General features: G+C 70.1%; 16 protein-coding genes, 1 tRNA gene and 1 riboswitch. Of the genes, 13 read left to right on the forward strand and 4 right to left on the reverse strand.

Going from position 1 to position 14,449, the window contains the following annotated elements; translation table 11 throughout:
- Positions 1-59: 59 nt before the first annotated feature.
- The 8 genes from IG78_RS0130100 (at position 60) to IG78_RS0130130 (ending at position 7,077) form a co-directional block, all read left to right on the forward strand.
- A complete protein-coding gene (locus IG78_RS0130100) occupies positions 60-1,559 on the forward strand; it encodes an amino acid permease (protein WP_051853055.1) in 1,500 nt (499 codons plus the stop codon).
- A gap of 89 nt (positions 1,560-1,648) precedes the next feature.
- Positions 1,649-2,071, forward strand: coding sequence for a M67 family metallopeptidase (locus tag IG78_RS0130105; RefSeq protein ID WP_030568808.1), 423 nt, complete (start codon positions 1,649-1,651; stop codon positions 2,069-2,071).
- 2 nt (positions 2,072-2,073) lie between these two features.
- Positions 2,074-2,194, forward strand: a riboswitch (cobalamin riboswitch).
- A gap of 44 nt (positions 2,195-2,238) precedes the next feature.
- The gene (locus tag IG78_RS0130110) at positions 2,239-3,243 is read left to right on the forward strand and encodes an ABC transporter substrate-binding protein (protein ID WP_030568810.1); all 1,005 of its coding nucleotides are present in this window, start codon (positions 2,239-2,241) and stop codon (positions 3,241-3,243) included.
- A 236-nt stretch (positions 3,244-3,479) separates the two neighbouring features.
- Positions 3,480-4,499, forward strand: a complete 1,020-nt coding sequence (locus IG78_RS0130115; RefSeq protein WP_030568812.1) for a FecCD family ABC transporter permease — start codon at positions 3,480-3,482, stop codon at positions 4,497-4,499.
- Between the two features lie 59 nt (positions 4,500-4,558).
- Positions 4,559-5,326, forward strand: coding sequence for an ABC transporter ATP-binding protein (locus tag IG78_RS0130120; RefSeq protein WP_030568814.1), 768 nt, complete (start codon positions 4,559-4,561; stop codon positions 5,324-5,326).
- A gap of 154 nt (positions 5,327-5,480) precedes the next feature.
- Positions 5,481-5,585 (forward strand): putative leader peptide, encoded by a 105-nt coding sequence (locus IG78_RS52475; RefSeq protein WP_016638880.1) that lies wholly within the window; start codon positions 5,481-5,483, stop codon positions 5,583-5,585.
- Positions 5,586-5,824: 239 nt separating this feature from the next.
- A complete protein-coding gene (locus IG78_RS0130125) occupies positions 5,825-6,112 on the forward strand; it encodes a MoaD/ThiS family protein (protein ID WP_030568816.1) in 288 nt (95 codons plus the stop codon).
- Between the two features lie 14 nt (positions 6,113-6,126).
- Positions 6,127-7,077 (forward strand): PLP-dependent cysteine synthase family protein, encoded by a 951-nt coding sequence (locus tag IG78_RS0130130; protein ID WP_030568818.1) that lies wholly within the window; start codon positions 6,127-6,129, stop codon positions 7,075-7,077.
- A gap of 205 nt (positions 7,078-7,282) precedes the next feature.
- On the opposite strand, the gene IG78_RS0130135 is transcribed toward IG78_RS0130130, so the two are convergent.
- Positions 7,283-7,741 (reverse strand): type II toxin-antitoxin system PemK/MazF family toxin, encoded by a 459-nt coding sequence (locus IG78_RS0130135; protein WP_030568820.1) that lies wholly within the window; start codon positions 7,739-7,741, stop codon positions 7,283-7,285.
- A gap of 251 nt (positions 7,742-7,992) precedes the next feature.
- On the opposite strand from IG78_RS0130135, the gene IG78_RS0130140 reads away from it, so the two are divergent.
- Positions 7,993-8,745, forward strand: coding sequence for an MBL fold metallo-hydrolase (locus IG78_RS0130140; protein WP_030568822.1), 753 nt, complete (start codon positions 7,993-7,995; stop codon positions 8,743-8,745).
- A 98-nt stretch (positions 8,746-8,843) separates the two neighbouring features.
- On the opposite strand, the gene IG78_RS0130145 is transcribed toward IG78_RS0130140, so the two are convergent.
- Positions 8,844-10,094, reverse strand: a complete 1,251-nt coding sequence (locus IG78_RS0130145; protein ID WP_030568824.1) for a PTS transporter subunit EIIC — start codon at positions 10,092-10,094, stop codon at positions 8,844-8,846.
- A gap of 243 nt (positions 10,095-10,337) precedes the next feature.
- Complete coding sequence (locus IG78_RS0130150; RefSeq protein WP_030568826.1) at positions 10,338-11,669, reverse strand: PTS transporter subunit EIIC; 1,332 nt, start codon at positions 11,667-11,669, stop codon at positions 10,338-10,340.
- A gap of 222 nt (positions 11,670-11,891) precedes the next feature.
- Between IG78_RS0130150 and IG78_RS0130155 the strand changes: the two genes are divergently transcribed.
- From IG78_RS0130155 to rdgB, 4 genes are all read left to right on the forward strand, one after another.
- Positions 11,892-12,125, forward strand: a complete 234-nt coding sequence (locus tag IG78_RS0130155) for a PTS sugar transporter subunit IIB (protein ID WP_030568828.1) — start codon at positions 11,892-11,894, stop codon at positions 12,123-12,125.
- A gap of 183 nt (positions 12,126-12,308) precedes the next feature.
- Positions 12,309-13,040, forward strand: a complete 732-nt coding sequence (rph, locus tag IG78_RS0130160; RefSeq protein ID WP_030568830.1) for a ribonuclease PH — start codon at positions 12,309-12,311, stop codon at positions 13,038-13,040.
- A 187-nt stretch (positions 13,041-13,227) separates the two neighbouring features.
- The gene (locus tag IG78_RS0130165; protein ID WP_030568832.1) at positions 13,228-13,623 is read left to right on the forward strand and encodes a frataxin family protein; all 396 of its coding nucleotides are present in this window, start codon (positions 13,228-13,230) and stop codon (positions 13,621-13,623) included.
- A 61-nt stretch (positions 13,624-13,684) separates the two neighbouring features.
- Complete coding sequence (rdgB, locus tag IG78_RS0130170; protein WP_030568833.1) at positions 13,685-14,287, forward strand: RdgB/HAM1 family non-canonical purine NTP pyrophosphatase; 603 nt, start codon at positions 13,685-13,687, stop codon at positions 14,285-14,287.
- A 61-nt stretch (positions 14,288-14,348) separates the two neighbouring features.
- On the opposite strand, the gene IG78_RS0130175 is transcribed toward rdgB, so the two are convergent.
- A tRNA-Leu gene (locus IG78_RS0130175) sits at positions 14,349-14,432 on the reverse strand.
- Positions 14,433-14,449 lie beyond the last annotated feature (17 nt).

Raw genomic sequence — 14,449 nt, forward strand, 5'->3', positions numbered from 1 at the left:
CCTGGTCCGCGGCGAAACCGCAGTTCGCGGCGCGGATCAGCATGGAGAAAGGCGTCACCATGACCTCAGTGCAGGTCGAAGAGCACCACGACGAGCACGGCGGCAATGGTGCCGCGGGCGCCGGCGGGGCCGGCGACAGCGAGGGCTATCAGCGCGGGCTCGGAGCCCGGCAGATCCAGATGATCGCGATCGGCGGTGCCATCGGCACCGGCCTGTTCCTCGGCGCGGGCAAAGCCATCCACAAGGCGGGCCCGAGCCTCATCCTCGCGTACGCGATCGCGGGTCTCGTCATCTTCTTCATCATGCGCGCGCTCGGCGAGCTCTTGATGTACCGCCCCGTCTCGGGTTCGTTCTCGGAGTACGCCCGCGAGTTCGTCGGCCCCTTCTTCGGGTTCGTGACCGGCTGGACGTACTGGCTCTTCTGGGTCGTCACCGGCATCACGGAAGTCACCGCGGCGGCCCAGTACATGCAGTACTGGACCCATGGCTCGGTCCCGCAATGGGCCTACGCCCTGATCTTCACCGTCATCCTGTACGGCGCCAACCTGATCTCCGTGAAGCTCTTCGGCGAGCTCGAGTTCTGGTTCTCCATGGTCAAGGTCACCGCCATCATCGGCATGATCCTCATCTGTGCCGGCATCCTCACCATCGGCTTCTCCGACGCCGGTGACACCGCCACCGTCTCGCACCTGTGGGACAACGGCGGCTTCTTCCCCAACGGCATCGGCAACACGCTGATGACCCTGCAGATCGTGATGTTCGCCTTCCTCGCCGTCGAGCTGGTCGGCGTCACCGCGGGCGAGTCCAAGGACCCGAAGAAGACCCTGCCCAAGGCGATCAACACCGTGCCGTGGCGCATCGCCGTCTTCTACGTCGGCGCCCTCATCATGATCCTTTCGGTCGTGCCGTGGACGCACTTCCAGCCGGGCGTCTCCCCGTTCGTCGCCGCCTTCGAGCAGATGGGCCTCGGTGTCGGCGCCGCCATCGTGAACTTCGTGGTCCTGACGGCCGCGCTCTCCTCCTGCAACTCGGGCATGTACTCCACCGGCCGTATGCTGCGCGACCTCGCGCTCAACGGCCAGGGCCCGAAGTTCTTCACCAAGCTCACCAAGAACGGCCTGCCGCTCGTCGGCACCACCGCCTCCGCCGCCCTGATGCTCGTCGGCGTGTGGATCAACTACCAGTGGCCGGGTGAGGCGTTCAACTACGTCGTCTCCTTCGCCACCATCTCCGGCATGTGGGCCTGGATCATGATCCTGGTGTCCCAGATCAACTACCGCCGCAAGGCCGACCGCGGCATCCTGCCGCAGTCCAGCTTCCGCGCGCCGGGTGCCCCGTACACCAGTTGGTTCGCGCTCGCCTTCATCGGCATGGTCATCGTGATGATGGGCATCGACAAGGACGCCAGGATCTCGCTGTACTGCGCCCCGATCTGGGCCGCCATCCTGTGCGTGTCCTACCTGGTCCTGAAGAGCCGCAACCCGGACGCCGCCGCCTTCAAGAAGCGCGAGCACGGCGGCCCCGCGGCCGAGACCGGCGCGAAGCTCAGCAAGGACTGACCTCGGCGTCGAGCTCCGTACGTCCAGCATGCGGGCGGCCCCGTACCACACTTCGGTACGGGGCCGCCCTGCTGCTTATCCTGGCCGACATGCTGACCATCACCCAGGCCCTCCACGACCAGATCGTCGCGCACGCGCGCAAGGACCACCCCGACGAGGCCTGCGGCGTCGTCGCGGGCCCCGCGGGCACCGACCGCCCGGAGCGGTTCGTCCCGATGCTGAACGCGGCCCGCTCGCCCACGTTCTACGAGTTCGACTCCGCCGATCTGCTCAAGCTGTACCGCGACCTCGACGACCGCGACGAGGACCCGGTGGTCATCTACCACTCGCACACCGCGACCGAGGCCTACCCCTCCCGCACCGACATCTCGTACGCCAACGAGCCCGGCGCGCACTACGTCCTGGTCTCCACCGCGGACACCGACGACGCGGGCCCCTTCCAGTTCCGCTCGTTCCGGATCGTCGAGGGTGAGGTCACCGAGGAGGAGGTCCGGGTCGTACCGGCATACTGAGCATGACCTTTGAGGCGGCAGGACCCAGGAAGCCGGTGCGAATCCGGCGCGGTCCCGCCACTGTGACCGGCCCGCGTCCGCGCGGTCCGTGAGCCAGGAACTGGCCTGCCGCCCTCTCCCACCTGACGCAGGGGACGCGGAAATCCCCTGGAGGAGGCCGCGCCGCCATGCTCTCGCGCCGTACCCGCCCGCTCACGCACGCCCTCACCGCCGCGGCGATGCTGATCCCCCTCGCCGCATGCTCCTCGTCGGACTCCGGCTCCGGCTCCGACGACGCCGGGAAAGCCGGGGCGTCCGCCGCCGGATTCCCGTACACCGTCACCAACTGCGGTGAGAAGACCACGTACGAAGCGCCCCCGAAGCGCGCCGTCACCATGAACCAGCACGTGACGGAGATCCTCCTCGCGCTCGGCCTCCAGGACCGCGTCGCCGGGACCGCCTACCTCGACGACAAGATCCTCCCCAAGTACGAGAAGGCCTACAAGTCCCGCCCGGTGCTCGCCAAGGAGTACCCCTCCTACGAGAAGCTCCTGTCCGTCAACCCCGACTTCGTGTACGGCGGTTACGCGAGCGCCTTCACGGCGGGCGAAGGACGCTCGCGCCAGGCCCTCGCCAAGTCCGGCATCAAGTCCCGGCTCACCATCGAGGGCTGCGCCAAGAAGTCCGTCACCATGGACGACCTCTACCGCGAGGTGCGCGAGGTCGGCGCCACCTTCGGCGTCCGTGACCGGGCCGAGAAGTGGATCCGCGACGCCAAGGACGAACTGGCCGCCACGGCGAAGAAGTCCGCCGAGTCCACGAAGGACGGCGAGCCGCCCGCGGTCTTCGTGTACGACAGCGGCGACAAGACGGCGTTCACCGCGGGCGGCCGGGGCATCGGCAACGACATCATCGAGCGCGCCGGCGGCCGCAACATCATGTCCGACCTCGACAAGTCCTTCGGCGACGCCTCCTGGGAGACCGTCGTGGACCGCCGCCCGGACGTGATCGTGATCTACGACTACGGCGCCTCCACCGTCGCCCAGAAGAAGAAGCGCCTCCTCGACGACCCTGCCCTCAAGGACGTCCCCGCCGTCAAGAACAAGCGGTTCGCCGTGCTGCCGCTGTCGGATGTGGTCCTTGGGGTGCGGGCACCGGGGGCGGTGCGGAAGCTGGCGGAGCAGTTGCGGTGAGGGGGTTTCGCCTTTCGGGCGCGGCGAGGCCCGCTCCGGTGAGCACGCAGCCTGCTCCGGGGACCACCCAGCCTGCTCCGGGGGTCACCCAGCCCGCTACGGGGACCCCTCAGCCCGCTCCGAGGACCACCCAGCCCGCTACGGGGACCACTCAGCCCGTCCGGCGTTTGAGGACGAGGCCGAAGGCCGACCGACGGTACGCCGCCCCACCCGAGGGGGAACCTCCCCGCACCAGGCTGGCGTACGGCACGGTCATAGCCGCCCTGCTCCTCGCCCTGGCGGCCGCAGGCATCGCAGCCCTGGCGTGGGGCTCGGTGAAGATCCCGCCCGCGGACGTCTTCCGCATCCTCACGGGCCAGGCCGAGGACCCGTCCCCGTACCGCACGATCGTCCTGGACGTCCGCCTCCCAAGGGTCCTGCTCGGCGCAGCCGTGGGCGCGGGCCTGGCCGTGGTCGGCACCACCCTCCAGGCCCTGGTCCGCAACCCCCTGGCTGACCCCTTCCTGCTCGGCATCTCCTCGGGCGCATCGGCCGCGGCGGTCTCGGTGATCGTGCTCGGCGTGGGCGCGGGCCTGGCCACGACGGTGACGATCCCGGCGGCGTCCTTCGTGGGCGCGTTCCTCGCGCTGCTCCTCGTGTACACGCTCGCCCGGGAGCCGGGCGGCGGCTTCACCACGAGCCGCCTGCTCCTCGCGGGCGTCGCGGTCTCCTACGTCCTGGCCGCGCTGACCAGCCTGATCCTGGTGGTCTCGGCCCGCGCCGACCACCTCAAGGAGGTCCTGTACTGGACGCTCGGCGGCCTGGGCAGCGCCCGCTGGGACACGCTCGCGCTGCCGCTGATCGTCCTTGCGATCGGTACGGGCGTCCTGCTCGCGCTCGCCCGGCCCCTCGACCTGCTCCTGGTCGGCGAGGAGGGCGCCACCGTCCTCGGGCTGAACACGGCCCGGTTCCGCGCGGGCGTCTTCGCCCTGGCCTCCCTGGTGACCGGGGTGCTCGTCGCGCAGAGCGGGGCCATCGGCTTCGTCGGCCTGATGGTGCCGCACGCGGCCCGCATGCTGGTGGGGGCCGCGCACCGAACGCTGCTTCCGGTGGCCGCGCTGACGGGGGCGGTGTTCCTGGTCCTCGCGGACCTCGCCGCGCGTACGGTCGCGGCACCGCAGGACATCCCGGTGGGTGTGCTCACGGCTCTCACCGGGGGCCCGTTCTTCCTGTGGCTGCTGCGCAGGGACCGGTCGCGGCAGGAGGAGGCGGCGTGACCCACCCGGGCACCGCGGAGACGGCGACCCAGCCGACCGGACCGTCGGCCACGGCCCCCCTGCTGCGCACCACGGACCTCACCTTCCGCGCCCCCTCCGGCAGTCGCCTCGTCGACGCCGTCTCACTCACCGTCTCCGCGGGTGAGACAGTGGGCCTGGTCGGCCCGAACGGCAGCGGCAAGACGACACTCCTCCGCTGTGTGTACGGGGCGCTGACGCCCACCGGCGGCCAGGTGCTCCTCGACGGCGCGGACCTGGCGGGCGCGAGCGCCAAGACCCGCGCGCGCCGGATCGCCACGGTCCCGCAGGACGGCCAGGCGGGCTTCGAACTCACCGTCCGCCAGATCGTCGCCATGGGCCGCTCCCCGCACAAGCGCTTCTGGGAGGCGGACACGGCAGCCGACGAGGAGCTGGTGCGCGGCGCCCTCGCGCGGGTGGGCGCGGCGGACCTGGCGGGGCGGTCCTTCGCCCGGCTCTCCGGCGGCGAGCGGCAGCGGGTCCTGACGGCGCGGGCCCTGGTGCAGGAACCCGCCGTCCTCGTCCTCGACGAGCCCACGAACCACCTGGACATCCGCTATCAACTGGAGATCCTCGGCCTGGTACGGGACCTCGGCACGGCCAACCTCCTCGCCCTGCACGACCTGACCCTTGCCGCGTACTACTGCGACCGCCTCTACGTCCTCGACGCAGGCCGCGTCGTCGCCTCCGGGTCACCTCGGGAGGTCCTCACCGCCGAGCTCCTGGCGGAGGTGTACGGGGTGGCGGCTGAGGTGTCGGTGCATCCGGTGACGGGGGCGCCGACGGTGACGTATCTGCCGGGGGTCTAGGGGAGGTGTCCGCCCGGTGCCCGGGCGGCGTGTCCCCCGGGGGCGGCCCGTAGCGAGAGGGCTGTGAGGGGGGCTGTCCAGCCTGCGAACGGATCACGTCCGGCATACGAGATCACATTCCGGGTCCCGGACCGGGAATCGTTACGATGACCGCATGGTTTCGAACGACGTGAGCATTGATACGACGCCGGGCGCTCTGCTCGTCGGCCGGCTGCACGTCGACCTGTGCCGTCTCGCCAGCGCCATCTGTCGGCCCTGACGCGCGCCGTCCCGCCGTGCGCGACGGCACCGCGCGTGCGGCAACGCCCCGAGGCGCGCCGTACGCCCCGTGCCGCACGCACCCCGACTCCCTCCGGGACACGGCCGGGCCCCCGGCCCGCAACCCCCGGCCCGCACCGCTGCACGATGCGCACCGTCTGCACGATGCGCACCGCAAGCCCAGCCAGGCACCACCCCCGAACACCCCGAACCGTCCGTCTCCCGACAGGAGCCCTCCGCATGGCCATCGAGGTCCGCATCCCGACCATCCTCCGCACCTACACCGGCGGTGAGAAGGCCGTCGAGGGCAACGGCGAGACCATCGCCGCGCTCTTCGCCGACCTCGAGTCCCGGCACGCGGGCATCCAGGACCGGCTCATCGACAAGGACAAGGACAACGCGCTGCGCCGTTTCGTGAACGTCTACCTGAACGACGAGGACGTCCGCTTTCTGCAAGGCGTCTCCACGAAGCTCTCCGACGGCGACAGCGTCACGATCCTGCCGGCCGTCGCCGGCGGCATGGCCTGACAGGCCCGGCACCGATGCGATACGACTCCCCGCTCGCGGCCGTCGGCAACACCCCGCTGGTCCGGCTGCCCCGGCTCTCCCCGGCGGCGGACGTGACGATCTGGGCCAAGCTGGAGGACCGCAATCCGACCGGTTCCGTCAAGGACCGGCCCGCCCTCCACATGGTCGAACAGGCCGAGAAGGACGGCCGGTTGACGCCCGGTTGCACCATCCTGGAGCCCACCTCGGGCAATACCGGGATCTCCCTCGCGATGGCCGCGAGGCTCAAGGGCTACCGCATCGTGTGCGTGATGCCGGAGAACACCTCCCAGGAGCGGCGCGACCTGCTCGCGATGTGGGGAGCGGAGATCATCTCGTCGCCCGCGGCGGGGGGCTCCAACACGGCCGTGCGCGTGGCCAAGGAGCTGGCGGCCGAGCACCCGGACTGGGTGATGCTCTACCAGTACGGCAACCCGGACAACGCGGGCGCCCACTACGCCACCACCGGCCCCGAGATCCTCGCCGACCTGCCGTCGCTCACCCACTTCGTGGCCGGGCTCGGCACCACCGGGACCCTCATGGGCGTCGGCCGCTATCTGCGTGAGCACAAGCCCGACGTGAAGATCGTGGCTGCCGAGCCCCGGTACGACGACCTCGTCTACGGTCTGCGCAACCTCGACGAGGGCTTCGTCCCCGAGCTCTACGACGAGTCGGTCCTCACCAGCCGGTTCTCCGTCGGCTCCGCCGACGCCGTCACGCGTACGCGCGAGTTGCTGCGCGAAGAGGGGATCTTCGCCGGTGTCTCCACCGGGGCCGCGCTGCACGCCGCCATCGGCGTCGGCCGCAAGGCCGTCAAGGCGGGCGAGCCCGCCGACATCGTCTTCGTCGTCGCCGACGGCGGTTGGAAGTACCTCTCGACGGGTGTCTACACGGCGGCGACGGACGAGGAGGCCATCGCGGCGGTGCAGGGGCAGTTGTGGGCGTAGCCCAACTGGGAGCTCCCCAGTCCCGCCCCTTCCCGAAACTGGGGGCTCTGCCCCCAGACCCCCGCTCCTCAAACGCCGGAGGGGCTATCTCCATAGCCCGTCCGGCGTTTGAGGACGAGCCGCGGAGCGGCGATAAGCGGGGGTCCGGGGGGCGGCAGCCCCCTGGTCACGGGAAGGGGCGGGACTGGGGAAGGCCCCGCCAGGGCTACCCAGCCAGACGCCGCACCTGATCCCACAGCGCGGGGTCCACGACCCCCGCCCGGCGCCGGAAGTCCCGCACCGGCACCTCCCGCACCTCATCTGTCTCAAGGAAACTCGGACGCCCCCGCGCGTCCCCCACACTCCCGGGCGGCAACGGGATCACCCCGCCCCGCTCGTCCCGGTACCCACTGGTGATCTTGGCGACGCGCACCCGCCCCCCACGGGCACCGAGCACAAGGCAGGGCCGGTCCTTGCCCCCGCCCCCGTCCTCGTAGGGCACCCGGGCCCACCAGATCTCCCCGGCCCGGGGCCGAGGGAGCGACGGCCTCTCCCTCTCCGCCGTCTCGATCTGCCGCGACCACCTCCGCTTTGGCCGCCCCGACCGCGCCCACCCGTCGACGAGGGTGACAACGAAGGCGAGCACCACCACACCGGCGAGCGCGAGCCACCACGACGTGTCCATACCACTGACGGTACCGGCGCTCCCACGGCCCGACCGCCCCGGGCCGAGCCGGGGCGAACGTGCTGACCCGGTGCTGACTCGGGCCCTGGGGTTACGCCCGCCCCCTGGAACTACGGGGGAAGAGTGACATGACCGGTGACTTCGCCCACAACGGCACGCGACGGAGGAGCGAGGCGAGGTTTCGCGCCTTACGCTCGACGAACCGCACGCCCCCCGATTCCCCCGACCGCCAGCGTGGAGGTTCCAGCTCTATGAAGCTCACCGTCGTCGGCTGCTCGGGGTCGTTTCCGTCCGCGGACTCGGCCTGCTCGAGCTACCTCGTCGAGGCCGACGGCTTCCGGCTGCTGCTCGACATGGGCAACGGCGCCCTGGGCGAGCTGCAGCGCCACATCGGTCTGTACGACCTCGACGCGATCTTCCTCAGCCATCTGCACGCCGACCACTGCATCGACATGTGCGCGTACTTCGTGGCCCGCTACTACCGGCACGAGGGCGGCCGCTGCGCGCCCCTCCCGGTGTACGGCCCCGAGGGCACCGAGCAGCGCCTGACCACGGCGTACGCCGACACGCCCTCCGCGTCGTCGATGAGCGAGGTCTTCGACTTCCACACGGTCAAGCCCGGCGCCTTCGAGATCGGTCCCTTCTCGGTGCGTACGGAGAAGGTGTGCCACCCCGTCGAGGCGTACGGCATCCGCGTCGAGCACGGCGGCCGGGCGCTGACGTACTCCGGGGACACCGGGGTGTGCCAGGCCCTTGACGAACTGGCGGCCGACACCGATCTGTTCCTGTGCGAGGCCGCGTTCACGCACGGCAAGGAGAACATCCCGGCGCTGCACCTCAACGGCCGCGAGGCCGGCGAGACCGCCCGCCGCGCGGGCGCCCGCCGCCTGGTGCTCACCCACATCCCGCCGTGGACGGACCCGCAGGTCAACCTCACGGACGCCCGGCGGGTCTTCGAAGGGCCGACGGAGCTTGCGGCCCCGGGCGTGACGTACGAGCTCTGAGGCATCCGGCGGCGGGCCCGAGCCGTCGCCCTCGTACGACGACGTGGGCCCCGGAACCGAACGGTTCCGGGGCCCACGTCATGCCGCTCGGGCGAGGCTCACGCCTTGGTGAGGTCCTCGATCTCCTCCTCGGGCTCGCGGCCCGGGGTGGGGATGTTGAACTTGACGATCGCGAAGCGGAAGACCACGTAGTAGACGGCCGCGAACACCAGGCCGATCGGGATGATCAGCCAGGGCTTCTCGGCGAACTTCCAGTTCAGTACGTAGTCGATCGCACCGGCGGAGAAGGTGAAGCCGTGGTGCACGCCGAGCGCCCAGGTGAGGGTCATCGCGACGGCCGTGAGGACCGCGTGGATGACGTACAGCGCCGGGGCGATGAACATGAACGCGAACTCGATCGGCTCGGTGATGCCGGTGACGAACGAGGTCAGCGCGAGGGACATCATCATGCCGCCGACGACCTTGCGGCGCTCGGGGCGTGCGGTGTGCGTGATGGCGAGCGCGACGGCCGGAAGCGCGAACATCATGATCGGGAAGAAGCCGGACATGAACTGGCCCGCGGTCGGGTCACCGTGCATGAAGCGCTGGATGTCACCGTGCCACATGGTGCCCGCGGAGTCCGTGAAGGAGCCGATCTCCTGCCAGGCGACGGTGTTCACGAACTGGTGCATGCCGACCGGGAGCAGCGCGCGGTTGACGACGCCGAAGACGCCGGCGCCGATGGAGCCGAGGCCGGTCATCCACTCGCCGAAGTTGGTGATCGCGTCGCCGACCGGGCCCCAGCACAGGCCGAAGAAGACACCGAGGGCGGTGCCGATGAAGGCCATGATGATCGGCACCAGACGGCGGCCGTTGAAGAAGCCGAGCCAGTCCACCAGCTTGGTGCGGTGGAACCGCTGCCAGACCACGGCGGATATCAGGCCCATGATGATGCCGCCGAAGACCTTGGGGTCGTTGTACGTGGCGGCGACGTCCTCACCGGCCTTGATCTGCTCCTCGGTGACCGGGAACGCCTTCAGGACGTTGGTGTAGACGAGGAAGCCGACGAGCGCGGCGAGGGCCGTGGAGCCGTCCGCCTTCTTCGCGAAGCCGATCGCCACACCGATGCAGAACAGCATCGGCATGTTGGAGAACACGGCGTCACCGGCGTTGGCGAAGACCGTGGCGACCTTGCCCCAGCCGAGGCCGTCCGCGCCGAACACGTCCGGCTGGCCGAGGCGCAGCAGGATGCCCGCCGCGGGCAGCACGGCGATGGGCAACTGCAGGCTGCGACCCACCTTCTGCAGACCCTGCAGCAGGCCGGAGCCCCGCTTCTTCGCGGGCGCCGCCGAGGTGGTGGCGGTACTCATGACTTCCTCCATGTGCGGGCGCTGCCGAGGGGGGGACAGTTGGGGGGGTGACAGCAGCCAGGTGGTCTACACCACTCAGTGGTGTAGACCTGTTGTAACACGGTCAAGGCGACATAAGGAACCCGCGATTCCTGTGGGGTCGGCCATAACGGCGCATCCACGTCGAAAAGCCCCCGGACCGTGGGGTCCGAGGGCCTCGCCAAGGGTATCGCGGAGGTTCCGCTTCCGTGTCCGCGCCTGGGTCTATGCCTTGGTCTGCTCCTTGTCCAACTCCTCCGCCACTTCCTCCGGTTCGCGTCCCGGGGTGGCCAGGTCGAACTTCTTGATCACAAAAAGGAACAAGAAGTAGTAAACCACCGCGAAAGCCAGGCCGATTGGGATGATCAACCAAGGTTTTGTGGCCAGACTCCAGTTGATGACGTAGTCGATCAGGCCCGCGGAGAAGCTGAAGCCGTCCTTGACGCCGAGCCCCCAGGTCACCGCCATGGAGACGCCGGTGAGGAGCGCGTGGATCGCGTACAGGGCGGGCGCGATGAACAGGAAGGAGTACTCGATCGGCTCGGTGATGCCGGTGACGAACGAGGTCAGACCGACGGAGAGCATCATGCCGCCGACCACCTTGCGGCGCTCCGGGCGGGCCGCGTGGGTGATCGCCAGAGCCGCCGCGGGCAGCGCGAACATCATGATCGGGAAGAAGCCCGATGTGAACTGCCCGGCCGTCGGGTCCCCGGCCAGGAAGCGGTTGATGTCGCCGTGCACGACCGTGCCGTCCGCCTTGGTGTAGTCCCCGAACTGGAACCAGACGAAGGTGTTCAGGAACTGGTGCAGGCCCACGGTGAGCAGCGCCCTGTTGGCCACGCCGAAGATCCCCGAGCCGAGCCAGCCGAGGTCCACCAGCCACTTGGAGAAGCTGGTGAGGCCGTCACCGATGGGCGGCCAGACCCAGACGCACAGCCCCGCGAAGACCAGCCCGACGAAGGCCATGATGATGGGGACGAGGCGCCTGCCGTTGAAGAAGCCCAGCCAGTCCACCAGCTTCACGCGGTGGTAGCGCTGCCAGAACCAGGCGGTGAGCAGGCCCATGACGATGCCGCCGAAGACGCCGGGATTCTGGTACGAGGCCTGCGCCGCAGCACCGGCTGCACCGGAGGCGCCTTCCTGGGCCACGCACACCCCGCTCCACATGCCCGCCCCCGCGAAGTCGGTGCCCGCGGGGCAGTCCTCGGGGAAGGCGCGCAGGACCGCGTAGTAGACGAGGAAGCCCGCCACCGCGGCGAGCGCCGTGGAGCCGTCCGCCTTCTTCGCCATGCCGATCGCGACGCCGATGCAGAAGAGAAGGGGGAGGCCGAGCGAGGAGTCGAGCAGGGCGCCGCCCGCCGCCGCGAAGACCTTGGCCACATTGGTCCAGCCGAGGCCGTCGTCACCGAAGACGTCCGGCTGGCCGAGCCGGTTCAGGATGCCGGCCGCGGGCAGCACGGCGATGGGCAACTGCAGGCTGCGGCCCATCTTCTGCAAGCCCTGGAAAAGGCCGTTCCACCATTTCTTCTGCGGAACCTCGGCGGTAGCGGAACTCATCGGCGTTCCTCCCGGAACCGGCCTGGTTTGGCGGTCGTTGAAAACTGGTGTAGACCAGTTGCGGACGGGTGCGCGGCACGCCCCCACGAGGGGCGCACCTTGATCGTCATGATTGGGTACGGCTGCCGTGACCGCCCGCGAAGATGGGCCAACCGTGCGTTACCGTGACAAAGCGGACCTACGGTGTCGTGGCCGCGTCCTTTTCAGAGCAGGGAGAACACCATGGCCAGCAAGGCTGAGAAGATCGTTGCCGGGCTCGGCGGCATCGACAACATCGAAGAGGTCGAGGGCTGCATCACCCGCCTCCGCACGGAGGTCAAGGACCCGGGCCTGGTCGACGAGGCGGCCCTGAAGGCCGCGGGTGCGCACGGCGTCGTGAAGATGGGCACCGCGATCCAGGTCGTCATCGGCACGGATGCCGACCCGATCGCCGCCGACATCGAAGACCTGATGTGACGAGGCGCTAGCCGAGCGGCGTACGAGGGCCCCGTTCCGGCAGTCGGAACGGGGCCCTCGACGCGTGGAAGGTCAAGCCTGTCCGGCGATTGAGGACGAGGCCGTCAGGCCGATCGGCGGGCATGGGCGGCACTCCGGCAACTGCGCAAAGGCCAGGCTCAACGCCACGCTAGGCTCGACGCCATGTCTCGATTCGACGGCCGTACCCCCGAACAACTCCGCCCGGTGACCATTGAGCGCAACTGGAGCAAGCACGCAGAGGGCTCCGTCCTCATCTCCTTCGGCGACACCAAGGTCTTCTGCACGGCATCCGTCACGGAGGGCGTGCCCCGCTGGCGCAAGGGCAGCGGCGAGGGGTGGGTCACCGCCGAGTACTCGATGCTGCCGCGCTCCACCAACACCCGCGGCGACCGCGAGTCCGTACGCGGCAAGATCGGCGGCCGTACGCACGAGATCAGCCGCCTGATCGGCCGCAGCCTGCGCGCCGTGATCGACTACAAGGCCCTCGGCGAGAACACCGTCGTCCTTGACTGCGACGTCCTCCAGGCTGACGGCGGCACCCGCACCGCGGCCATCACCGGCGCCTACGTCGCGCTCGCCGACGCCGTCGCCTGGGCCCAGGGCAAGAAGCTGGTCAAGGCCGGGCGCAAGCCGCTCACCGGCACCGTCAGCGCCGTCTCCGTCGGCATCGTCGGCGGTGTGCCGCTGCTCGACCTCGCGTACGAGGAGGACGTGAAGGCCGACACCGACATGAACGTCGTGTGCACCGGCGACGGCCGCTTCGTCGAGATCCAGGGCACGGCCGAGGCCGAGCCGTTCGACCGCGCGGAGCTCGACGCGCTGCTCGACCTCGCGGTCGGCGGCTGTACGCAGCTCACGGCGTTGCAGCGCGAGGCGCTCGAAACGGTCAAGTAGGGCGGCCGCGCGGACCCGTGTCCCGCCGGGGCGGCGGGATATGGCCAAGTGGTGAGCGGCACGGCCCAGTTGCGATTCGTTGCCGTCGGCAAGGGAAGCAACCCTCGAGGCCCGGACGGGCGTTCTTATCCATGCGGGCGTACGGGCCAAGCCGTACGCCCGTCCGCAACCGGGGAGGGAACCACGCATGGCCGCGCGCCACCGCCGTACCGCTACCGCCATCATCACCGCTCTGATCGCCGTTCCGGCGGGCGTCGGCCTCGTGGGCTGCGACCCCGTCGACAAGGCCGTCGACTGCGTCAAGACGGCCGACGCCATCCACGACAACGTCGACGAGATGCAGGAGGCGGCCCAGGACGCCGCCATGAACCCATCGAAGGCGGACAAGTCGCTCGACGACATCGAGGACAACCTCGACGACATCCGCGACAAGTCCGAGGACGCCGACGTCGACAAGGCCCTCGACCACCTGGAGGAGGCGGTCGACAACGTCCGCGCCGCCTCCAACAGCGGCGACAAGACCCCCGACCTCAGTCCGGCCGCCGACGCGGCCAAGGAGCTGACGAAGGTCTGCACGAGCTGATCACCCCGGGGCCCGGCCCCGGTCACGCCGACGGGACGGGATCAGGCGGAATACTGGTCCCATGACCCGCCTCATCCTCGCCACCCGCAACTCCGGCAAGCTCACCGAGCTCAAGGCGATCCTCGCCGACGCCGGGCTCGACCACGAACTCGTCGGCGCCGACGCCTACCCTCAGGTCCCCGACGTCAAGGAGACCGGCGTCACCTTCGCCGAGAACGCCCTGCTCAAGGCGCACGCACTCGCCAAGGCCACCGGTCTGCCCGCGGTCGCCGACGACTCGGGCCTGTGCGTCGACGTGCTCGGCGGCGCCCCCGGCATCTTCTCCGCGCGCTGGGCGGGCCGGCACGGCGACGACCGCGCCAACCTCGACCTGCTGCTCGCGCAGCTCGGCGACATCGACGATCCGCACCGCGGCGCCCACTTCGCGTGCGCGGCGGCCCTCGCGCTGCCCGACGGCACGGAGCGGGTCGTCGAGGGCCGTCTGCTCGGCACCCTGCGGCACACCCCCGCGGGCACCGGCGGCTTCGGCTACGACCCGGTGCTCCAGCCCGAGGGCGAGACCCGTACCTGCGCCGAGCTGACGGCGGCGGAGAAGAACGCGATCAGCCACCGCGGCAAGGCGTTCCGCGCGCTCGCGCCGGTGGTACGGGAACTCCTCGGCTGAGCCGGGCCCGGCGCCGGGCATGACGAAGGGCGCCCCTCATCAGGGGCGCCCTTGGTCGTCGTGCGGCCGGAGGGACTCGAACCCTCACGGGAGTTACCCCACTGGGACCTAAACCCAGCGTGACTGCCAGTTCCACCACGGCCGCGTGCCGGGCCCATCGTA

Source organism: Streptomyces aureocirculatus, from assembly GCF_000720475.1.
In the GTDB taxonomy this organism is placed as follows: Bacteria; Actinomycetota; Actinomycetes; order Streptomycetales; family Streptomycetaceae; genus Streptomyces; species Streptomyces aureocirculatus.